The sequence below is a fragment of the Pauljensenia sp. 20925_1_25 genome (assembly GCF_041433955.1).
Taxonomy (GTDB): domain Bacteria; phylum Actinomycetota; class Actinomycetes; order Actinomycetales; family Actinomycetaceae; genus Pauljensenia.
Map to the genome: position 1 here is coordinate 24,744 of NZ_JAPWCL010000005.1, position 21,380 is coordinate 46,123.

Consider the following 21,380-nt stretch of genomic DNA (forward strand, 5'->3'; position numbering starts at 1 on the left):
GTACCTAGGAGCGTTGCATCCATTCGAGCTGACCATCGGACGCCTGACGCAGGGCGCGCGCCAGGTTGGGGTGAGAGCGCAGCGTCGGATCCTCGGCCAGCAGAGCCTCGGCCTCGTCCTTCGCGGCTCGGATGAGGGCCTCGTCGCGGCGCACCGACAAGAATCGAAGGTGTGTCGCAGTCCCCGACTGCCCGGCCCCGAGTACATCGCCTTCCTTGCGCAGGCGCAGGTCGGCCTCGGCCAGCTCAAAGCCGTCAGTCGTGCCTGCGAACGCCTGAAGGCGCGCCCTGCCCGCATCCGTCAGCTCGTGACGGTGCATCGCAATGCACAGGGAGGGCAGGGAGGAACGCCCGACGCGCCCGCGCAGCTGATGCAGCTGAGCCAAGCCAAATTGCTGGGCATCGAGGATCACCATGAGGGTCGCCTCGGACACATCCACCCCGACCTCGATGACGGTCGTGGCCACCAGGAGCGGGGCACGACCGGCGGAAAAGTCCTCCATGATCTGCGCCTTGAGCGCGGAAGGGGTGCGCCCCGTCAGCTCATGAATGGCAACGCCCGCAAGCGCGGGGTGGGAACGCAGGTAGGCGGCGACCTGCTCAACCGATGCTAGCGGCCGCGTTCCTTCCTCCTCGGCATCGGCGACCTCATCGGAGGCGTCGATGCGCGGGCATACGACGTAGACGCGCCGCCCCTGGGCGATTTCTTCGGCAGCGCGCGCCCAGGTGCGCTCCACCCAGGCGGCGTTGGCCGCATCCGCGAGATAGGTGGCCACGGGGGCGCGCCCAGCAGGCATGCCCCCCATGCGGGTCTCGTCGAGGTCCCCGAAAACGGTCATCGCGATCGTGCGCGGGATGGGCGTGGCCGTCATGACCAGCTCGTGGACGCCGCGTCCGTCCTCGCGTGCTCCTCGCAGGACGGCGCGCTGCTCGACACCGAAACGGTGCTGCTCGTCAACGACAACTAGGGCAAGGTCAGCAAAGCGCACGGATTCCTGGAAGAGCGCGTGCGTGCCCACGACAATGAGGGGCGCAGACGAGGCCATGGCCTGGGCGATTTCTCGGCGCGCGGCGGGGGTTGTCGACCCGGTGAGCAGGCGCACGTCGGGCGCGTCGTCGCCGAGGGGCGCGAGCAAAGCCCGCAGGGATGCGGTGTGCTGCTCGGCGAGCACCTCGGTGGGTGCGACGAAGGCCCCCTGGTGGCCTGCGGCGACGACCTGCAAGAAGGCGATGAGTGCGACCACCGTCTTGCCGGAACCCACGTCTCCTTGCAAGAGACGTTGCATCGGGACCTCGTCCGCCAGGTCCGCCCCGATCTGGTCGACCGCACCCCGCTGAGCATCCGTCAGCGTGAAGGGCAGGCCTTGGATAAAACGGTCAACAAGCGGCACGTCAGCGGGCGAGGCCAGGGCCGGGATCGAGCGCGCACCCCGACGCTGGGCGGCCAGTCCCACCTGAAGAACAAAGGCCTCTGTAAACGCCAGCGCTCGGCGTGCCTGCTGGTAGTCCTCGTCCGACTCCGGTTGATGCAGCCGGCGCAGGCACTGAGCGTAGGTGCCGATGCGCTGGCGCTCGCGGATCGCGGCGGGCACCGTGTCGGACACGTCGGAATCGTCGAGGTGGTCGAGCACCATGCCGACAGCACGAGCAATCGCCCATGAGGTCAGTGTGCCGGTCACGGGATAGATCGGGATGGGACGGGATGCGATGCGCTCGATGTCTTCCCCGTCAACGCCCTCAAAAGACGGGTGTGTGAGCTGGAGCTTGCCGCGGTAGGCACCGACCTTGCCCGCGAAGAGGAAAGACTGGCCCGGTACAAGGAGGCGCTCGATGGGGGCTAGCTTGAATTGACTCTTCGCGAAAAACGTCGCCGACAGATACTGGACGCCGTCGGTGAGGCTCACCTCCAGGCGTACTCCTGAGCCGCTTCTGTTGGCGACCAGGTGCGCTCCGGCGACTTCAGCGAGGATCGTCACATCCTCGCCCTCACGCAGGGAGGACAGGGGGGTGAGCCTACCCCAGTGGTAGTAGCGACGCGGCGCGACCATGAGCAGGTCGCCGACCGTGACGATGTCAGCGTTGTGAAGGGCCTTTGCGATTTTCTTGGGCAGTCGTAGCGACAGCGGGACATCCAGTGCACTCACAGGGTGCACCCCACCAGGCTCGGCCCCGCCTGCCCACCATCCCATGTCTCCAGGTCGATCAAGATACCGGGGACACGCGTCGCAAGCAGCTGACGCACGGTCGCCAACGTGTAGGGACCGTCGTCCTCCCGCGAAATCAAGAGGCGCCACACGCACGGTCGCTCTTGCGTGACCTCCGCCAAGGCCTCGGCGATGCCAGCGGGATCCCCGTCACGAGGCAGGGGCGCGCTAGCGCTCGTCATCAGTGCTTCATGCGCACTGTCGCGCAGGATCCGGGCGAGGGTCGGTGCTGACTCCACCCCACCCGGCTGGGGCACGAACAACGGTGCACAGGCGCGAGCCACGGCCAGCACTCCCAGGTCGTCGCGGCTATCCGCCCGCAGGATCGCAGGCACACCCGGTACCACTGAGGGCAAGAGCGAGGCCACAGTACCTACCAGGGCGGCGCTGGCATCATCGCAGGGGGCCACGAGTGTCACGCCCGTGCGTGAGACCGCGGCCGACACGATCCCCGCCGCATCAACCGCACTCGGTTCCAGGAAGACGACCGCGCCAGCGCGCGCCAGGTCTTCGACGAGGCCGGGAGCGCGCGTGCAGGCGATGACGCGGGCACGCTCGACCCGACGCATCGGACGACGCTGGAGCAGACGCACCCCACGGTGCGTCAGGCCTTCGTCCGCCAGTTCGTCGATGCCGATCTGATCGTCGGGCCGCGCGTCGCTGACTTGGAAGCGCACAACCTGCCCCGACGTTGGGTGCGCCGCCAGCGGCGCGGAGGTATCCACGTGCAGGCGCCACTCCCCCATGCCGAACAGGTCGACGCGCCCCACGTAGGACAGGCGTGCACCCAGGCCAGCCAGGCGTCCAAGGAGGCAGCGCAGGTCCTCCTGCGTGCCCTCCAGGATGATATCCACCGTGAAATCGCGCCCCGGCGGCGGGGAGGCGGGTTCAGGCGCACGCGAATGGCGACGCGCCAGGTCGGCGAGCATCGCCGTAAAAGACTGCAGAATGCCCGCATCATCCCTCATGGATGCATCAATGCAGGCCAAGACCAGGGCGATAAACGCGCCGCCCGGGTCAATGCGTCCCGTCAGCTCATTCGTGGCATCGACCAGGCCGATCTGGGCTTGGGTGGAGAAACGGGAAAAGACGTCTTCCACGTCGGGGAGCGTCGGCCCCAGCTCCGCGAGTTCCCGTACCGCGCCACCCAGCATCTCCACCAGGGCATCGGACCACTGAATAAAGGAGGAGGAGGGAACCAGCGAGGAGGCCAGCATGCGACGCATCGCGACGGGCGTCACCTCCCGATCATCACCCAGAGCGCCGACCCAGGCCTCGAACAGGGCTGCGAGCGCGACGCTGCTGTGCCCGACGCCTCGACGGATCAGAGTCTCGACACCCACCTCAAGCGCGACGCGCGGGTGTGCGCGCGGCTCCAGGGAGTCCATGGCCGCCGCCAGCGCAGCCATCGTCGCCGCCGCATTTGTGCCGGTGTCGCAGTCCGCGCCATCCCACCCGTCCAGGTCGTCAAGGAAGGGCGCGAGCCTGGCAGCTTCCTCGGCCCCCGCCCGACATGCCGCAATGATCACCGATGCATTCAGTTCCATGGCTCCCCTTTCACGACTCTCAATTGTCCCCACCGCGCACGCTGTGTGCGACCTGACACGACCAAAAGCTCGTGCGAGTTGTTGACAGCGCACATCATCCGCTATTCTGTCATGGTTGCCTTCGGTTCAAGCACCGAAGGATGCGTTTCCCCGCGACCGCGGGGAGCCAAAGACTGAACTGGAAGACATACCGAGGAGAACATCGTGGCTGCCGTTTGTGACGTGTGCGGTAAGGGACCCGGCTTCGGCAAGAGCGTGTCGCACTCGCACGTTCGCACCAACCGCCGGTGGAATCCGAATATCCAGCGCGTTCGCGCCCTGGTCAACGGGACGCCCAAGCGCCTGAACGTGTGCACCAAGTGCCTGAAGTCCGACAAGGTTGCTCGCGCAATCTGACGGATTCTACCTGCCCCACGTGGGCATGGACAAACGCCCGCGACGATGAGTCGCGGGCGTTCTTTGTTGCCTACCTATTTCTTGGGCACCGCTCCCCCACGCGTTGCCAGCGCCCCTAGCATCGGCCGAAGGATAGCAGTGCCCCGCGGTATCGACCCATCGGATGGGTCAATGCCGCGGGGCACGCACCGATCAGAGGAGGTTCGCAGCCAGGTCGAGCGGCGTTCCGAAGCGGTGGTTCGTGATCGAGACTGCCTGCTCACGCAGGAAGGGCAGCAGCTCCGAGTGCGGCCATGCCGTGACAGCACCCGTGTACAGGGCAACGTCGGGGCTGCCCCAGCTCGCGCGGGTCGCGTGAGCCCACCGCTGCGCCGAGGACTCTTCACGCGGTCCGAGGACGCGCACACGCATCCCCAGACCACCCGAAGTCGCAACCATCGCCAGGCGAGCATCCCACGAGCGCGCATCCTCAATCGTCACCTCGATACCCGCAGCCTCCGCCAGTTCCAGCACCGCGCCCGGCAGCTGGTCGGCGACGGACAGGCCGATGGGACCGCCCGCAAGGATGCCCGCTGCGAGGACGCGAACGGTATCCGCCAGGGCGGTTCCGCTCCCGGCGCGTACAAGGACCGGCGTGGGGCGGTAGCGCAGGATATTGCGCTCGCACGCCATGCCGGTAACGTCCCGGTTGGCACCGTAGTCGCTGGCCCAGGCAGCGGCGTCGGCGGCGACCGCGCGATTTAGCTCGGCCGCGTCGGCACCGTCCATGTGAGGAGCAGCCGCGTTGCACAGCGCGAGGACACGCGGGTCAACCGGCACCGCAGACACGGCACGGCCCGACGCGCTGGTGTCACGCACGGGTTCGACCTCTCCCAGCCCCAGCAGGTAGGAGGGGCCACCGGCCTTCGTGGTCGAGCCGATAGCCGAGCGCTTCCACCCACCGAAGGGCTGACGACGCACAATGGCACCCGTGATGCCACGGTTGACGTAGAGATTGCCGGCCTCAATGCCCTCCAACCACGTCGCGAGTTCCTCGGTATCGAGGGTGTGCAGGCCCGACGTCAGACCGTAGTCGACGTCGTTAACCGCCTCGATGGCCTCCTCGAGCGTATCGACGCGCATAACGCCAAGGACGGGCGCGAAGTACTCGGTCAGGTGGAATTCACTACCGGGCACGACGCCCGCGCGAATACCCGGAGTCCACAGCCCATCGCCCAGGTAACGGGGCTTAAGCACCCAGTGCTCCCCCTCGCCCAGTGTCGTCAGGCCGCGCACAGCCTTCTCATCGTCGGGAACCACGACGGGACCGACCTGGGAATCCAGCGATGCCGGCAGCCCCACGCGCAGCGACGCGGTTGCGTCCACCAGCTGGCGCGCAATGCGCGCGGACTTACCGGCCGAGCCGACGAGGATCACCAGGGAGGATGCCGAGCACTTCTGTCCAGCGTGCGCGAACGCCGAGTGGACGATGTCGCGCACGGCCAGATCCGGATCGGCCGAGGGCGTGACGATGATGGCATTCTTACCGCTCGTCTCGCCCAGCAGGTGCATGTCGGGCTTCCACGAGCGGAACAGGCGAGCCGTGTCGTAGGAACCCGTCAGCACAACGCGACCGACGCCCTCATGGGTCACGAGGTACCGGGAGACATCCCCGTCCTCGAGTGGGGCCAGCGCCACCAGATCCTTGGGTACCCCGGCCTCATGGAAGGCGGCGACCAGCTCGGCCGCGCAGCGCTTGGCAGGCGGGGCAGGCTTAAGGATGACCGCGCTACCCGCCGCAAGGGCTGCGGCGACGCCACCGACCGGGATGGCGACGGGGAAGTTCCACGGGGAGGCGACGACGGTGACATCCACGGGGACGAATCGCGCGCCCGCCATGTGTGCCTCGTCGGCCAGCTCCAGGGAGGCTGCAGCGTAATGGTGGCAGAAGTCGATGGCCTCGCTGACCTCAGGATCAGCCTGATCGATGGTCTTACCGGCCTCGGATCCAGCGACCTCGATCAGCTCGCCACGCCGCGCAGCCAGGACATCACCCACGCGGTGCAGCACAGCTGCACGCTCCTCGGGGGCAAGAGCCTGCCAGGCGTGGGCTGCCTTGGCACTCGCCTCGATCAGCGCATCCACTGCCTCGTTCGTAGCCAGGGCCTGCGCACCGGCACGAACCGCCTCGACGCCGCGCGTCGACGCCGGGATAGCCGCAGCGATTTCACGGGCCCACTGGCGGTTGGCTGCCAGCGCAGGGTCGGAGTCGGCCTCGGAGGCGAAGGGACGACGCGCGCGCTCAGCGACGCTCCCCTGCTCGGCGGGCACCCCGGCCGCACGCTCAGCCAGGCGGTCCTGACCGCGGTTGGGTACGGGCACCGCAGCGTCGGGATCGACGTCGGACAGGGCGGCGAGGAAACGGTCACGCTCACGGGCGAACACGTCCTCGTTTGTGGCGATATCGAAGACACCGGACATGAAGTTCTCGGGTGCAGCATTCTCTTCGAGGCGACGCACCAGGTAGGAGATGGCGACGTCGAACTCGCGGGGGTTGACGACCGGGACGTACAGGAGCAGCGAACCAACATCGCGACGCACGACTTCCTGGATGCCCGTCGCCATGCCGGAGAGCATCTCGAACTCGACGCTGTCCTCGACGCCGCGTGCTGCGCGCAGCTCGTAAGCGAAAGCGATGTCGAAGATGTTCTGACCGGCCACGCCCAGCCGGATCGCTCGGGTACGCTCGGGCGTCATGGCCCAGTTCAGCATGCGCTTGTAGTTGGTGTCGGTAGCCTGCTTGGAAGGCCACGTGGTGAGCTCCCACCCGTGGATTTCGGCATCCACCCGCTCCATGGACAGGTTCGCGCCCTTGACGATGCGGACCTTGATGCGCGAACCGCCAGCGTCCACGCGCGTGCGCGCCCACTTCTGGAGGCGCTGAAGGGCACCGAGGGAGTCGGGCAGGTAGGCCTGAAGAACGATGCCGGCCTCGTAGCCGCGCATGTCCGGCTGGTCGAGGATGGCGGTGAACACCGCAATCGTCGGGTCGAGGTCCTTGTAGTCTTCCATGTCGAGGTTCAGGAAGGTCCCGTGATCGCGGGCCAGGCGGTACAGAGGCAGGAGTGCACTCACGCCATGGTCAACGACCTCCTGGAAGCCCCAAGGATTGTGCGGGCCAGTCACTGCAGAGACCTTGATGGAGACGTAGTCGACGTCCTCGCGCGTCACGAGGCGCGAAACCTCGGCCAGACGGTGGGATGCCTCCTTCTCACCGAGAACCGCTTCGCCAAGGAGGTTGACGTTCAGGCGGTTCCCACCCTTACGCAGGCGAGCGAGCGCCGGGCCGAGTCCCTTGTCCGTTGCATCGACGACGAGGTCACCGACGATCTCACGGAACACTCGACGCGCCGTGGCCGTCACGGTGCGCGGCGCCAGGCGCGACGCCGTTGATCCCAGCCCCATTGCCGCCGCCAGCGCCGGAGGCAGGAAGTTCTTGCGGCCAGCCGACAGACGCTTCATGGCCGCGCTGGCCACGTCCAGGTCCGTGGGGCGCACGACGTCGTCGACGAATCGGGTCGTGAACGTCAGACCATCCGGATCCGCGAGAATGCGGGACAGGAGCTTGGCCGACCGTGGCGTGGGCTCGTGAGCAGACTCATCAGCCCACCGGCGGGCTCGGGTCACTGCGCGCTCCCCCAGGATCCACAGATCATCGGGGCACCGTCGAGCGGTGGAATCAGGGCGGGGCGGGGTGGGAACAGCGGTGTTCGTCATGCGTAGACCTCCAGGCGTGAGAATGCGTCGGATACTCCGCGTCGCGTACAGCGTCACCGCTAGGCACGCTCGGCAAAACTCCCGACATTGTAAAGCATGCTGGTTTGTCTATCCTAACGCGCATGAGGCACGCCCGTACCGCCAGATGATGACTACAAGCCACCACGCTCAAGGGACCTAAGCCCCAATCCTTGCAAAATGGTCAATGAGGCTCATCACCCGTGACGCATTTCACTAGACGAGTGTCTTTTTCACAGGAGGGCAACCCCGGTCTCGTTCATGACCGAACAAGCCAGCGATCCTTCACGTCGGCAACCACGCCAGCCGTCACCCCGCGCATGTCGACGTCTCCTCCCCCATCCACACGCGCACACAGCCACTGAACCTGAAGACCATCAGAAAGGGCAACCAGCTTACGGGCGATCTGCTCACTCGGCGCGTCCGCACGCACCTCGCCTGTCGCCTTTCCGCGCTCGAGGGCATCGACCAGGTAGGCGATCGCACTCATCAGGTGCTGACGGAACCACGGATGAGCCTGATGATCAGCATCGATGACCGCCGCCGACATCGCCGTATACAGGGCCACCCCGTCAGGATGACGCTGATTGTGGGCAACCATCTCCACCCACGCGTCGAGCGCGACTTCCGCCCCCGCGTCGCCGCCGGGCAGCCGACTCATCGTGCGGCGATCACGCTCATCCAGGACGGCGGCCAGCAGCTGATCCTTCGACGAATAGTGGTGCAGCAGCCCCGCCTTCGAAATATCCGAGGCCCGCGCGATGTCCGCCAGGGAGGTTCCCACATACCCGCGGGTCGAGAACAACGTCAACGCCTCGGCAAGGATGCGCGCCTTCTTGTCCTCACTGCCAGCCTTAGGCCGACCGGGCCGCCGTGTACTCGTTGCCTGCGCGTCATTGCTCATGGGACTGCTCCACTCTCACTGTGACAGAGTTACCAACAACCCATCATAGCGTGCCTCCAGCGGCTTGCCACCACATTGGAGAACAACCATGAAGAGACGGGGCGGCGCGAGGCTTGCGCCCCACGCCGCTTTCCAATCAGTAACCGAAGGTCACCTTGAACACCGGCTGGCCCGACGAGTCGAGTTTGATCAACCCGTTCTCGTCGAGCGTCACGGTTGCAGTGACTGTCGAGTTCACGTCATGAGGTTCTTTGTCCCAGCTGCTCGTGCTCTGGATCGAGAACACTGCTTCCCCGGTGTAGCTGCCCTTCTCACCCGACTTCGTCATGGTGGTAGGCGTCTTCTTGACTTGCAGGACTGCCAGGTTTGTGGCGCGAACAGCATTCGGGCAGGCCTGGTCAATGTTTCCGGGGACGGTGGCGCACGAGTTCGTCAGGGCGACGGCCGCGCTCAGGGCCGCGTCCGACAGCTTGGAGTTGTAGGCTCCCTTGAGCTGGACGCGCTGGGCGGCATCCCCCGATCGACCGGAGCCGGTCTCCGGCTTAACCCGCACGGTCACCGGATCGGCGTCGATATACTCACCCACGTCGACGGGAGTGAGTGTGTAGATGCCCGGGTAGAACACAAACTCCGTGCCGGTGCTCATTTCGCCAGCGTTCACCGACGTCGTTACCTCGCCGATGGAAAACTTCGAGACTTTGTCTCCCATAATGCGTACGGGCATGACCATCGAGTTTTCGAGCTTCCAGTTTTTCAGCACACCGAACGTCGGCTTTGCGGAGGAGACGGTGAAGTTGTATGTGAAACGCTCCCCGTCGAGCTGCATGGTGGCGGTGACCGTGCGCGTCTTTGCGTCTTCGTTCGTGTCGGCGACGATGTCCTCGATGACGATGCGCGCGTCGGCCGAGGCCATGACATCGTCCGCGAGGAATGCGCGCTTGTCGTTAGCCAGGCCGGGGTCTGCCATTGCTGTCGCCGCGCTGGCCTTGCCGGCGGCCAAGTAATCCAGGTACTGTCGCACTGTTGCCTCCGGTGTGCGCGTCCAGTTCGCGAACATGACGGCGAGCGCGCCCACTCCCGCGACAACTGCGAGGACGACGACGGCGATTACGCTCCGCTTGACGCGGCGGCGGCTCTTCGTGGACATGGGAGTGAAGGCGATGGTCCCACTCGTCGGCGCGGCAGGCGGCACCTCGCCAGGCACCGGAGCCATGACGGGAACCTGCTGCGTCACGTACGTCTGCGGCGCAGCGGGCACGGGAGGCGCAGCGGGCACGGGAGGCACGGGGACAGTCTGTTCGGGGATGGGAGGCGGCTCGCTCGTCCCTTGGGTCGTGTTCTGCGCGTTCGGTTCCACTGTTTCTCCTCACTGTGCGACGCTCTGCCCCGGTCCCGCGCCTGGGATGTGGTGCAGGGTTCGACGGACACAACCTGACAATTGTCACATAAGCATTGTGGGACCTCAAGGCTACACGCGGCTCACATTCCTGGAACGAGGCCGGGGTCGGGTTCCGGCGCACACACGCATGTCGCCCGTCCGCTACGCGGACGGGCGACATCACGGGTCGGAGGGAGGCAATGACCTTAAAGGGATGCCCCAACGAAGAAATCAGGCTTGCCGTCCGACGTGAGCTTGAGCAGCCCGTCGTTGCTGAATTGGACGTTGACCACTACCTTCGCATCAACGTCGCGCGTTCCCGGCATGTAGTACTTGTCGGAGTACGTCACTGCGAAAGTGACTGGCCCTTGGAAGACCCCCGGATCAATCTCCAGCGGCTCCAGCGATGTGGGCATCGTCTTGACGGAGATCGCGGTCACCGCGTCGCTTTGGAGGGCGAACGGACAGTCAGAATTCTGGTTCCCCGGGATGGAGGCGCAGGAGTTCAGGAATTCCTTCGCGGACTCGAGCGCCGCCTCCTTCAGCTCGTCACTGTAGGTCGCAATCAGGGAGACGTCGGCGTCATCAGCATAGGAGGTGGTCCCACCGTGGACGCCATCGAGGACGGCAACTGTCTTAGGGTTAACATCCACGTATTCGCTCGGGGCGACGGGCGTGAACGTGTACACGCCCGGGTAGAAGAGGTAGGTGGCCGGCTTGCCAGAGACAAGCTTGTGCGGTGCATCGGCGCTCACGCCGCCGACCGTGAACTGGGTGTACCCGCTGGCGTCGACGCTCACCGGCGCGGCGAGCGACCCCTTCACTGTCCAGTTATTCAGGACACCCATCGTCGGCTTTTCCTTGGTCACGGTGAAGGCGTGGGTAAAGCGCTCCCCGTTGACCTGCAGGGTGGCCGACACCTGACGGGTCTCAGCGTCCTCATTCTTGTCGGCGGCTACTTCTTCGACGACCAGCAGCGAGGTCGCCGAGGCCATCACGTCGTCGGTCAGGAAGGTGCGCTGATCATTATTCACGCCAGGATCAACCATCGCCGTCGCCGCGCTCGCCTTACCGGCAGCCAGCAGATCCAGGTACTTACGCACCTCGGCCTCAGGCGTACGAGAACTATTCGCAACCTTGATCGCCACCACGCCAGCAATCACCAACACGACGAGGACACCGACCAGGATCCCAATCAGCGTCATCTTCTTCTTGCCCCGACCAGAAGAGGGGGACGACGCCACGCCTGCACCGGCGAGCGTCGGCGGACCCGGAACCGCAGGGGTCACAGGCGGCGCCGGTATCGGGGCCGCACTTGCATTGTTCTTCTCGGTGCTCATCATGCACTCCTCACAACGTTTGACAAACCACAGCCAGGAATGCGGCGTGCACTGCGCACCCCGCAATCCGGTCGCTCAGACGTGCCCAGTATCACGCCACGCATGCGACGAGTCAAAGAAGGATCACAGTGCGGATAGACGGTGCCCGTCCGCTTCACGCGGACGGGCACCGGGTGTATGGGCGACAGTGGCGGACGTTAGAAGGCGAAGGACACCCTAAAGTCCGGCTTGCCATCGGCGGTCACTTTCAGCACTCCGTCATCGTCGAAACGCGCGTCAACTTTCACCGTCAGGCCGACGTCCCTCGTTCCTGGGAACAGCGCCCCCTCCCCTGTCGTGACCGTGTATGTCACGCTCCCGGAAAATGACGTTGGATCAAAGCTGTACGAATCGAGAGATGTCGGCTTTTCTTTGATGGAAATAGCGGTGACACTATCTCCCCGAATCAGGGACGAGCAGTCATCCCCCTGATTGCCGGGGTAGGTCCCGCACGATTCAACGAGCGTCTGAGCTGCTTCGAGAGCAGCGGCTTCCAGCTTGTCGTTATAGGTCGCCTTGAAGGTGACGTCGCTCTTGCCATCGTTATTTCGAGTGCGCACGTCATCGAGCACGGAGACGGAGACAGGAGTCGTGTCAACATACTCGTTCGGTGCGACAGGCGTGAAATTGTATGCGCCCGGGTAGAAGAGGAAGGAACGCCCTTCCACGTAGAAACTGGCTTTGTCAATGGAGGCCTTCGTCTCACCGACGGAGAACTGACCGATTCCATCACCGTCCACGGTCACAGGCACTGCCAGCGAGTCCCGAATCTTCCAGTTGTCCAGAACGCCCATCGTCGCATCGTCCGCAGTGACACGGAAGGCATGGGTGAAGCGCTCGCCGTTGACCTGCATGGTCGCGGTCACCGTGCGAGTGTCGGAATCGTCGTTCTTATCCGCAACGACGTCTTCCACGACCAGCAGCGAAGTTGCCGAGGCCATCACGTCGTCGGTCAGGAAGGTGCGCTGATCATTATTCACGCCGGGATCGACCATCGCCGTCGCCGCGCTCGCCTTACCGGCAGCCAGCAGATCCAGGTACTTACGCACCTCGGCCTCAGGCGTACGCGAACTATTGACGACCTTGATCGCCACCACGCCAGCAATCACCAGCACCACGAGAACGCCGACCAGAATCCCGATCAGCTTCATGCGCTTCTTCCCCTGAGCGGACACCGGCGTAAAAGCCACACCCGCACCGGCAGGCGCCGGCGGACCCGGAACCGCAGGGGTCACAGGCGGCGCCGGTATCGGAACCGCAGGGGTCACAGGCGGTGCCGGTATCGGAGCCGCATTCGCTTGATTCTTCTCAGTGCCCATCAATTGCTCCTCACACTATTTGACAAACCGCAGCCTGGAAAGCGACGCGCTCTGCACGCCCCACCGTCCAACCACTTGAGCGTGCCAAGTATCACACCTCACAAGCGCTGAGTCAAAGAACGATCACAGGATGGATGAGTGGTGCCCGTCCGCTTCACGCGGACGGGCACCATCACGGGTTGGCAACGCCTAGACAACACCTCAGCGAAGGAAGTCGACCGTGAACTCAGGCTTGCCATCCTTGTCCAGCTTGAGCACCTTGTCGTCGTCGAGCTGCGCGCGGATCTCCACCTTAGCCTCGACGTCGCGCGTGCCCGCCATGTAATACTTATTGGAGTACGTCGCCGTGAAAATAACAGTTGCCCGAAATACTGTCGGTTGTTCTGCGGATTCCGCCCCCAAGGCCTTGGGCATCGCCCCCGAGACCTCGGTAACCGCATCACTCTGGATCGCAAATGGGCACGAAGAACTCTGGTTGCCCGGAATGGACGTGCAGGAATCAACAGCCTGTTGTCCTGCCGCTTGCGCTGCTGCAATCAGCTTGGTGTTGTAGGTGGCCTTCAGAGAGACAGTGCTACCGTTCCCGCCAAACCCGTCATCGAGAACGGCGACTGTCTCAGGATTGGAATCCGCGTATTCGCTCGGGGCGACCGGCGTGACCGTGTAGACACCGGGGTAGACGACATAGGACCCCTCCCTACCGCTGAAGCTCTTACTGGGGATATCCGCGGTGACGCCACCGATTGTGAACTGGGTGTATCCCTCGGCGTCGACGTTCAGCTCCACGGCCAGGGAGTCCTTCACCTTCCAGTTGTCAAGAACACCCATTGTCGGCTCTGCCTTGGTCACGGTGAAAACGTGGACGAAGCGCTCGCCGTTGACCTGCATGGTCGCGGTCACCGAGCGCGTGTCAGAGGAATCCTTCTTGTCAGTACCCACGTCTTCGACGACCAGCAGCGAAGTTGCCGAGGCCATGGCGTCGTCTGTCAAGAAGGTACGCTGATCATTATTCACGCCGGGATCGACCATCGCCGTCGCCGCGCTCGCCTTACCGGCAGCCAGCAGATCCAGGTACTTGCGTACCTCGGCCTCGGGCGTACGCGAACTATTGACGACCTTGATCGCCACCACGCCAGCAATCACCAGCACCACGAGAACGCCGACCAGGATCCCGATCAGCTTCATGCGCTTCTTCCCCTGAGCGGACACCGGCGTAAAAGCCACACCCGCACCAGCAGGCGCCGGCGGACCCGGAACCGCAGGGGTCACAGGCGGCGCCGGTATCGGAGCCGCATTCGCTTGATTCTTCTCGGTGCCCATTAATTGCTCCTCACACTATTTGACAAACCACAGCCTGGAAAGCGACGCGCTCTACACGCCCCACCGTCCAACCACTTGAGCGTGCCAAGTATCACACCTCACAAGCGCTGAGTCAAAGAACGATCACAGGACGGATAAGTAGTGCCCGTCGGTGCGGCGCGGAGAGTTACTCAGGTGCCAAGCATCTGTGCGGGCACCTAATAGCGGAAAGTCAGCGTGAAGTCCGGCTTGCCATCAGGGGTAAGCGCCAGCATCCTGCGCTCGTCCGTCCGCATTGTCACGACTGCCGTCGTTCTCACTTCTTTTCGGCCCTTCACGGAGTCGTATTCAAGGACCACATCACCTTCGAGCGTTGTGGACGCACCTCTACTCTGCGTTAGTTCAGCAGGCAGCTCCTTGATGTCAACTGATGAAGTCGTCGCATTATTCAATGCGCTGGGGCATTGGCTGGACGCATAAGAGGATGCAGACACGCACGAGCCGACGCGCTCGCGAATCGCCGTGTGCACCTCATCCGTTAGCTTGTCGGTGTAGAGGCCAAGAAAAGTAACCCCCTCGTTGACTGACGTCGTGCGAACATTGTCTCGGACGTAAATGGTGACGGGATACGCATCGACGTACTCGTTGGGCGCGATGGGGGTGAGGGTGTAGATCCCCGGGTAGAAGACATAGGTATCTTTATCCAAGGTGGCGCTCGAGCTCTCAATCGATGTGCTGACGCCGCCGACAGAGAATTGATCGATTTTCACCCCAGACACGCTAACTGCCGTCGCCAAGGATTCCTTGATCGTCCAGGTGTTGAAAACCCCCATCGCCGGGTCGTCTGCTACGACGGTGAAAGTACGAGTGAAATGCTGCCCATCAACAGATAGGGTGGCGGTCACCGTGCGCATGTCGGAATCGTCGTTCTTATCCGCAACGACGTCCTCGACGACCAGCAGCGAGGTCGCCGAGGCCATGGCGTCGTCTGTCAAGAACGTGCGCTGATTGTTCGGCACGCCAGGATCGACCATCGCCGTCGCCGCGCTCGCCTTACCGGCAGCCAGCAGATCCAGGTATTTACGCACCTCGGCCTCGGGCGTACGAGAACTATTGACGACCTTGATCGCCACCACGCCAGCAATCACCAGCACTACGAGGACGCCGACCACGATCCCGATCAGCTTCATGCGCTTCTTCCCCTGAGCGGACACCGGCGTAAAAGCCACACCCGCACCAGCAGGCATCGGCGGACCCGGAACCGCAGGGGTCACAGGCGGCGCCGGTATCGGAGCCACGCTCGCGTCGTTCTTCTCGGTGCCCATCGTGCACTCCTCACACTATTTGATAAACAGCAGTCAGAAGGCAGTGCTCTGCGCTCCCTTCCCTCCGACCACGCAGGCGTGCCCAGTATCATATCTGGCTTGTGGTCAGTCAACACCGATCACAGTGGGGATACAACCATGCTCCCCGGTCACCATAGTCCAGGTACCGTTGCACCTCCGCCTCGGGCGTGCGTATCGAATGTGCGAGCACGAAGCTACCGAGGGCTACACCGACGACGACCACCGCAATGACGACCGCCAGTACGAGTGGACTGACGCGCTTGCGCGGGGTCTGCGGGAGCGAAGCCGCACCACCGAACGCTGCCGCGCCGGCGGGGGCCGACATCGATACCGGGGCAGCCACCTGATCCTGCCCGTATCCAGGCACCGGCACAGCTGTCCGCCGCGGAGGGGACGGCACAGCTGAGAGCGTCGGCGGGTCGGGGACGGGCTCATCGTCCATGCCACCTGCGAACGGTGGTATCGAGGCCCCCGTCAGGTTATTGTGTCGAGTATCCATTGCGTGCTCCTTACGACGTCCCGGGCGTCACGTCACGGGAAAGCCGCCAGGCACTTCCTCGGCAAACGGTTACCGTGACAGGGTAAGAATGAGCACCGCTCTCAACCTCCGCCAACAACCTTCAGTAGCAACTATTACTTGTTATATTCACGAAGAAGGCGAATCCCCTGACGACGAGGGGATGCTGAGCGTGACGGAGATGACGGGTTTTCCATCGATATCGGTAACCGGAACTCCTGCGTCTGAGAGCGCAACGATGGCTGTAGTTTTAATGATGAGATCACGGGGCTGTGCACCCAACGCAGTGCCTGACGTATCCCGCACGGAAATCACAGCGTCGGATCCTACGTAGCTTCCTTCTTTGCTGCCATTCTCCACCGTTGCGGGGAGGGTGGACGCAATCAATTCGCTGATGTTTGCCGAGCGTACCTCAGAGGGGCATCCCGCTTTCATGTTTGTACCGAGCGTTGCACATTCCTGGACGGCTCCACGCATGGCACGAAGCGCCTCACCTCTCAGCTCTGCATTGAGTGTCCCATCGAAATGTACCGACGCGGTTTCATAGGACGACGAGCGCACCCCGTCTTCGATCACGACGGTGGCCGAAGGTGCATCGACATAGGCTCCCAGCCCTTCGGGCTTAAAGGAATAAACGCCCGGAAATAGTACATACTCTGTGGGTGTGGTCTGGTCAGCCCCCACGGGGGCAACGACACCGCCAACGCTAAATTCGTTGACGCGCGTACCCGAAACCGGAATCGTGACGAAGAGCCCATCGCGAATCTTCCACACGGATGAATCGCCCTCACGTTTCTCCCGTCGGTCAACCGTAAAGATGTGCGTAAAACGATGCCCGTTCATCCGGAGGACTGCCGTCACTGTCTTGCTATGGATATCAGAAGTGCTGTACTCGGGTTCACCCACCGATTCGATCTCGAGCCGAGCGGATGCTGAAGATAGTACCTCATTGGTCAAAAACTGGCGTTGATCATTGGGAATTCCCGGGTCAACCATTGCCAAGGCACTCGCCGCGTCACCCTCGGCAAGATAGGTCAGGTATTGACGCACCTCTCCGTCGGGTGTCCCCTGGATCATCTCAACAACCCACACGACTGGGGTCATCAAGATGCTGAAAAATATCAGGGAGGGCAAGAACAATAGGGCGATGAGTTTCTTTCTCCGTTTCGGGTCCATTCGCATGAAGGAAACGAGCCACCACCCCAGCTTGGATTGAGCCATCGGTACCCCATACTGCGGGCCAGACATTTGCATCCCCACCAACACCTTTAAATGCTTGGCAACTATAAGGCGATGGTAGCCTACGACACCCCCAGACCGCAGGCGAACGGCACCACGCATATCGCGATTCCATGTTCTCTTTCCAACGCGCCTCAGCGACTGGCGAGCGTGATGAGAACCCTCGGAATTCCGTCCTCGTTCAGCTGGGGGATCCCCGTCTCGGCCAGGGGGACCTGCGCGTAGAGAGTGACCGTCACGGTGCGTTCGCTGGACCCGGACGTGCCGCTCGATTCGCGGATTGTCACGAGCGCGTCGTAGCCGGTGAAACTCCCACAATCCGTGTCGGTGGCAAGCATGGACGGCATCACGGACACTTCCAGAGCAGTCACGTTCGGGGAGCGCAGCGCAGCTGGACACGACGCGTTCGCGTTTGATCTCAGCGTCGCGTTCACGAATGCACGCGACGACAAGCGAGCGTTCTACGGCGGGTCATCGATGGATTCAATGACGAGGGGCGCGCTGAACCAACTCCGCGTACGTGTGTCCCTCGTCGTCCTCATCGACGTTTCTTCCCCTTCTTGGTGCGCCGCGTTAGTTGGCGTTGTCCTCGTCCCGGGTGACGACGGGCAGGGCCTTCGTTGGCGGCACCACCGCGTCGCCGCGCAACGCCGGGAGTGACAGCCCAGCGGTTGCTGGGATCTCCTCGGAGGATTCGGCGAGTTTGCGCGCCACGCGCGACATGGGACGGGACGAGGCCTGGGTTCCCTCGGTCGAAGCAGCCATGCTAACGTTCTCCATTCCTTGCAGCTACACCGCTCGGTGTACACCGTCCCATCGACGGGGAAACCAGCGGTCTACATCACGCTAGTGTACGGAATCAGAATCGAAATGGTCCCATGCCCCGCGCAGGATCTCCCCATCGAACATCGCACAGGCCTTCTCCCCCTCTTCGCGCGCCCGCACGCAACCAATGACACGGAATCCGTCGGGCAGTGGCGCGTCGGGCGGGAACGCAGCGAGCATTCCATGTTCCTCACCCCCCTGGAGCACCCACCACACGGGGTCCGTTCGGCAGATCAGAGCCGGCGCTTGGAGCTTCCATGCCTCCTCCTCGATGGCGTGCCGGTCGAATTCGATGACGACGTTCGAGGCCGTGGCCATGCGGGCGGCATCGGCGGCGGGTCCGTCGGACAGGTCCATCATCGCCCGAGCACCCGCTGCCGCGGCGGCAACCCCTGACCCCAGCGGCGGGTGCGGCGCGCGATAGGTCTCGATGAAGGGAGCGAGTTTCCCCAGCTGGTCGCTACCACGCGCGGCAGGGTCGACATACCCGCCCGAGAGCAGGTCGAGGCCAGCGTAGGAAAAGCCCAACGTACCGCTCACCGCGATGACGTCGCCGGGGCGTGCCCCGTCGCGACGCACCACTGGCCCCGGGCAATAGCCGAAGGCAGTCACCGAGAGGACGAGCTTGTTTCCCGCGCTCAAGTCACCGCCAACGACGCCCGCACCGACCTCGCGCGCCCGTTCCCCCAGGCCTCGGACAACATCGAGAAAAATATCCGCATCCATGTCTCGCGGCGCGACGACCGAGGCGACGAGACCTGAGGGACGCCCTCCCATCGCGTCGATATCCGCGAGGTTCTGCGCCGCCACGCGGGCACCGACCTCGTAGCCGGTGGACCAGGACAGGTGAAAGTGCTGGTCTTCCACCATGACATCCGTCGTCACGATGAAGGATCCTTCGGGTGCCGCGATCTGCGCGCAGTCATCGCCAATGCCGATGAGGGTGCGCTCGCCTGCGGGGAACGATGCGCGGAAATGAGAGACCAACTGGGCCTCGGACAGGTCACCTAACTTCATGACACCCAGGGTAGTCGCGAGCGCCACAATGCACCGCGATCAGGAAACGTCAGAGCGTCATGCCTCGCACAGTCTGGGAGGCGAACAGGCAGGCTGTCGCCGCGCTGGCAACGTTAAGGGACTCGGCGTCCCCCGTCATCGGGATCGACACGAGCGCGTCACACAGCCGCATCTCTGCCCCCGACAGGCCCTTTGCCTCGTTACCGAAGACCCACGCATGGGACTGCGACAAGCGCGAACGGCCGGAAACGCCCTGAACGAGCATCTGAGAAAGGTCAAGGGAGCCGGCCCCGCCACTGGTCCCCAGCAGTGCGGCGCTGCGGCGGTGGATGAGGGCGTGAGCTTCCTCGAATGAAGAAACGACGCACACGGGAATATGGAACACCGAACCCGCGCTGGCACGCACAACCTTCGGGCTGGTGGCTTCCACCGTGCCCGAAACCGTGATAACACCGACCGCACCAAACGCGTCGGCCGTGCGGATAATCGTACCCACGTTGCCGGGGTCGCGCCCCTGAGCAAGGACCACAAGGGTCTCGCCCACGCTCGGCTCAGGTAGCTCGCGCGACACAGCGTCTGCGGAGGCCACAGCGCACACTCCCTGCGAATCCCGCGAGAGCGCAGCCGAAACCTCGGCAGTCACGGGATGCACCCAGCGGGTCGCGCGCCGCGCAGCATCGACGACGTCTGCGTGAGTGCCCCACGCATCCTCGCGCACATACACGTCCCGAACAGCGCCGGGACGAAAGCGCACGAGCTCGCGCACGGCTTGAGGCCCCTCTACGAGCATCAGGCCCGAGCGCGAACGCGCCGAGCGCCCAACCAGACCCGACACCCTGCGCACGCGATCAGCGCGGGGATTGTCGAGAACGGTCAGGCGCTCGGGATGAGAGTTCACCAATCAGGCCTTGGGGGCGTTGATGTCGGCGGGCAGCGCGTCCTTGGCAACCTTCACCAGGGCGTTGAACGCGTTGATGTCGTTCACGGCCAGCTCGGCCAGCATGCGACGGTCGACCTCAACGCCGGCCAGGTTCAGACCCTGGATGAGGCGGTTGTAGGTCAGGCCCTGGGCGCGGGACGCAGCGTTGATGCGCTGGATCCACAGACGACGGAAGTCGCCCTTCTTGGCCTTGCGGTCGCGGTAGGAGTAGACGAAGGAGTGAGTGACCTGCTCCTTGGCCTTACGGTACATGCGCGAGCGCTGGCCACGGTAGCCGGAGGCCTGCTCGAGTACGGTACGACGCTTCTTCTTGGCGTTGACAGAACGCTTAACACGTGCCATTTTCTACTGTTCTCCTCTAACTCGAGCTCACTTGCCCAGCAGACGCTTGACGCGCTTGACGTCGGCGGTCTCCAGGACCTGGTCGGTGGCCAGGCGGCGGGTCTTGCGGCTGGACTTGTGCTCCAGCAGGTGGCGGGCTCCGGCCTGCTCGCGCATGATCTTGCCCGAGCCAGTCGTGCGGAAGCGCTTCTTAGCACCGGAATGAGTCTTGTTCTTCGGCATTTCTATTCCTTCGTTGTGAGGCGATTACTATCGCCGTCAGTCCTGTTCGTCAGCCTTGTCGGCTGCCACGCGGGCCTGGTCCTTGCTGGCGCGTTCGGCGCGCTTGCCCCGGCGTTCGGCGCGCTCGGCCTCGCGGCGCTTGCGCTGCTCGGTCAGGGCGTCGGCCTTGCGCTTGGTGGGGGCCAGCACCATCGTCATGTTGCGCCCGTCCTGACGGGGCATCGACTCGACGGTGGCGAGATCACCGATCTCCTCGGCGAGGCGCTGCAGGAGGCGAACGCCAGCCTCGGGGCGAGACTGCTCTCGACCGCGGAACATGATCATGACCTTGACCTTATCGCCGGCGGACAGGAAGCGCTCCACGTGGCCCTTCTTGACGCCGAAGTCATGATCGTCGATCTTGAGTCGGAAGCGGATTTCCTTCAGCTGCGTGTTCGCCTGGTTGCGGCGAGCATCGCGGGCCTTCTGGGCGGCTTCGTACTTGTACTTGCCGTAATCCATGAGCTTTGCGACGGGCGGCTTAGCGTTCGGCGCAACCTCAACCAGGTCAAGCCCGGCCTCTTCGGCCAGACGCAGCGCGTCCTCAACGCGGACGACGCCGACCTGTTCACCTCCGGGTCCCACGAGGCGAACCTCGGGGACTCGAATACGCTCATTGATGCGAGTCTCGCTGATGAGCGGCTCCTTCCACAGAATCCTTATGCGCGAAACGAAAAGCCTCCGTTACGCGACG

18 protein-coding genes are annotated in these 21,380 nt (G+C 63.9%); 1 reads left to right on the top strand and 17 read right to left on the bottom strand.

Annotated elements, in window-relative coordinates; all coding sequences use genetic code 11:
- Positions 1-4 precede the first annotated feature (4 nt).
- A complete protein-coding gene (locus O3932_RS03520) occupies positions 5-2,152 on the bottom strand; it encodes an ATP-dependent DNA helicase RecG (RefSeq protein ID WP_371536276.1) in 2,148 nt (715 codons plus the stop codon).
- Entirely contained in the window at positions 2,140-3,750 is a 1,611-nt protein-coding gene (locus O3932_RS03525; protein WP_371536278.1) for a hypothetical protein, read from the bottom strand. The genes O3932_RS03520 and O3932_RS03525 overlap by 13 nt, the downstream gene beginning before the upstream one ends.
- A 204-nt stretch (positions 3,751-3,954) precedes the next feature.
- On the opposite strand from O3932_RS03525, the gene rpmB reads away from it, so the two are divergent.
- Positions 3,955-4,146, top strand: coding sequence for a 50S ribosomal protein L28 (rpmB, locus tag O3932_RS03530; protein WP_003792657.1), 192 nt, complete (start codon positions 3,955-3,957; stop codon positions 4,144-4,146).
- Positions 4,147-4,338: 192 nt separating this feature from the next.
- On the opposite strand, the gene O3932_RS03535 is transcribed toward rpmB, so the two are convergent.
- The 15 genes from O3932_RS03535 to infC form a co-directional block, all read right to left on the bottom strand.
- On the bottom strand, positions 4,339-7,902 hold the full coding sequence (locus tag O3932_RS03535) for a proline dehydrogenase family protein (RefSeq protein WP_371536281.1): 3,564 nt from the start codon (positions 7,900-7,902) through the stop codon (positions 4,339-4,341).
- 277 nt (positions 7,903-8,179) lie between these two features.
- The gene (locus O3932_RS03540; protein WP_371536284.1) at positions 8,180-8,824 is read right to left on the bottom strand and encodes a TetR/AcrR family transcriptional regulator; all 645 of its coding nucleotides are present in this window, start codon (positions 8,822-8,824) and stop codon (positions 8,180-8,182) included.
- A 136-nt stretch (positions 8,825-8,960) separates the two neighbouring features.
- Positions 8,961-10,181 (bottom strand): hypothetical protein, encoded by a 1,221-nt coding sequence (locus O3932_RS03545; protein WP_371536286.1) that lies wholly within the window; start codon positions 10,179-10,181, stop codon positions 8,961-8,963.
- Positions 10,182-10,408: 227 nt separating this feature from the next.
- Positions 10,409-11,542, bottom strand: coding sequence for a hypothetical protein (locus tag O3932_RS03550; RefSeq protein WP_371536289.1), 1,134 nt, complete (start codon positions 11,540-11,542; stop codon positions 10,409-10,411).
- 197 nt (positions 11,543-11,739) lie between these two features.
- On the bottom strand, positions 11,740-12,771 hold the full coding sequence (locus tag O3932_RS03555) for a hypothetical protein (protein WP_315294557.1): 1,032 nt from the start codon (positions 12,769-12,771) through the stop codon (positions 11,740-11,742).
- A gap of 330 nt (positions 12,772-13,101) precedes the next feature.
- Positions 13,102-14,220 carry a hypothetical protein gene (locus tag O3932_RS03560; RefSeq protein ID WP_371536292.1) on the bottom strand — a complete coding sequence of 373 codons (1,119 nt, stop codon included), beginning with the start codon at positions 14,218-14,220 and terminating at the stop codon, positions 13,102-13,104.
- Between the two features lie 197 nt (positions 14,221-14,417).
- Entirely contained in the window at positions 14,418-15,524 is a 1,107-nt protein-coding gene (locus tag O3932_RS03565) for a hypothetical protein (RefSeq protein ID WP_371536295.1), read from the bottom strand.
- A 667-nt stretch (positions 15,525-16,191) separates the two neighbouring features.
- The gene (locus O3932_RS03570; protein ID WP_299239496.1) at positions 16,192-17,283 is read right to left on the bottom strand and encodes a hypothetical protein; all 1,092 of its coding nucleotides are present in this window, start codon (positions 17,281-17,283) and stop codon (positions 16,192-16,194) included.
- Between the two features lie 152 nt (positions 17,284-17,435).
- The gene (locus O3932_RS03575; RefSeq protein WP_371536298.1) at positions 17,436-17,672 is read right to left on the bottom strand and encodes a hypothetical protein; all 237 of its coding nucleotides are present in this window, start codon (positions 17,670-17,672) and stop codon (positions 17,436-17,438) included.
- A gap of 202 nt (positions 17,673-17,874) precedes the next feature.
- A complete protein-coding gene (locus tag O3932_RS03580) occupies positions 17,875-18,066 on the bottom strand; it encodes a hypothetical protein (protein ID WP_296504034.1) in 192 nt (63 codons plus the stop codon).
- Between the two features lie 81 nt (positions 18,067-18,147).
- On the bottom strand, positions 18,148-19,143 hold the full coding sequence (gene thiL, locus O3932_RS03585; protein WP_371536302.1) for a thiamine-phosphate kinase: 996 nt from the start codon (positions 19,141-19,143) through the stop codon (positions 18,148-18,150).
- Between the two features lie 49 nt (positions 19,144-19,192).
- Positions 19,193-20,041, bottom strand: a complete 849-nt coding sequence (locus O3932_RS03590; protein WP_371536304.1) for a TrmH family RNA methyltransferase — start codon at positions 20,039-20,041, stop codon at positions 19,193-19,195.
- A 3-nt stretch (positions 20,042-20,044) separates the two neighbouring features.
- A complete protein-coding gene (gene rplT / locus O3932_RS03595) occupies positions 20,045-20,425 on the bottom strand; it encodes a 50S ribosomal protein L20 (RefSeq protein ID WP_007587751.1) in 381 nt (126 codons plus the stop codon).
- A 27-nt stretch (positions 20,426-20,452) separates the two neighbouring features.
- Positions 20,453-20,647 (bottom strand): 50S ribosomal protein L35, encoded by a 195-nt coding sequence (gene rpmI / locus O3932_RS03600; RefSeq protein WP_005871559.1) that lies wholly within the window; start codon positions 20,645-20,647, stop codon positions 20,453-20,455.
- A gap of 36 nt (positions 20,648-20,683) precedes the next feature.
- A complete protein-coding gene (infC, locus tag O3932_RS03605; protein ID WP_081445781.1) occupies positions 20,684-21,349 on the bottom strand; it encodes a translation initiation factor IF-3 in 666 nt (221 codons plus the stop codon).
- Positions 21,350-21,380 lie beyond the last annotated feature (31 nt).

Excerpts from the sequence above, each read along its gene's own strand:
- O3932_RS03525 (WP_371536278.1), bottom strand. The coding sequence starts at position 3,750 with ATGGAACTGAATGCATCGGTGATCATTGCGGCATGTCGGGCGGGGGCC.
- O3932_RS03535 (WP_371536281.1), bottom strand. The coding sequence starts at position 7,902 with ATGACGAACACCGCTGTTCCCACCCCGCCCCGCCCTGATTCCACCGCT.
- O3932_RS03540 (WP_371536284.1), bottom strand. The coding sequence starts at position 8,824 with ATGAGCAATGACGCGCAGGCAACGAGTACACGGCGGCCCGGTCGGCCT.
- O3932_RS03550 (WP_371536289.1), bottom strand. The coding sequence starts at position 11,542 with ATGAGCACCGAGAAGAACAATGCAAGTGCGGCCCCGATACCGGCGCCG.
- O3932_RS03560 (WP_371536292.1), bottom strand. The coding sequence starts at position 14,220 with ATGGGCACCGAGAAGAATCAAGCGAATGCGGCTCCGATACCGGCGCCG.
- O3932_RS03565 (WP_371536295.1), bottom strand. The coding sequence starts at position 15,524 with ATGGGCACCGAGAAGAACGACGCGAGCGTGGCTCCGATACCGGCGCCG.
- O3932_RS03570 (WP_299239496.1), bottom strand. The coding sequence starts at position 17,283 with ATGGCTCAATCCAAGCTGGGGTGGTGGCTCGTTTCCTTCATGCGAATG.
- O3932_RS03580 (WP_296504034.1), bottom strand. The coding sequence starts at position 18,066 with ATGGCTGCTTCGACCGAGGGAACCCAGGCCTCGTCCCGTCCCATGTCG.
- thiL (WP_371536302.1), bottom strand. The coding sequence starts at position 19,143 with ATGAAGTTAGGTGACCTGTCCGAGGCCCAGTTGGTCTCTCATTTCCGC.
- rplT (WP_007587751.1), bottom strand. The coding sequence starts at position 20,425 with ATGGCACGTGTTAAGCGTTCTGTCAACGCCAAGAAGAAGCGTCGTACC.
- rpmI (WP_005871559.1), bottom strand. The coding sequence starts at position 20,647 with ATGCCGAAGAACAAGACTCATTCCGGTGCTAAGAAGCGCTTCCGCACG.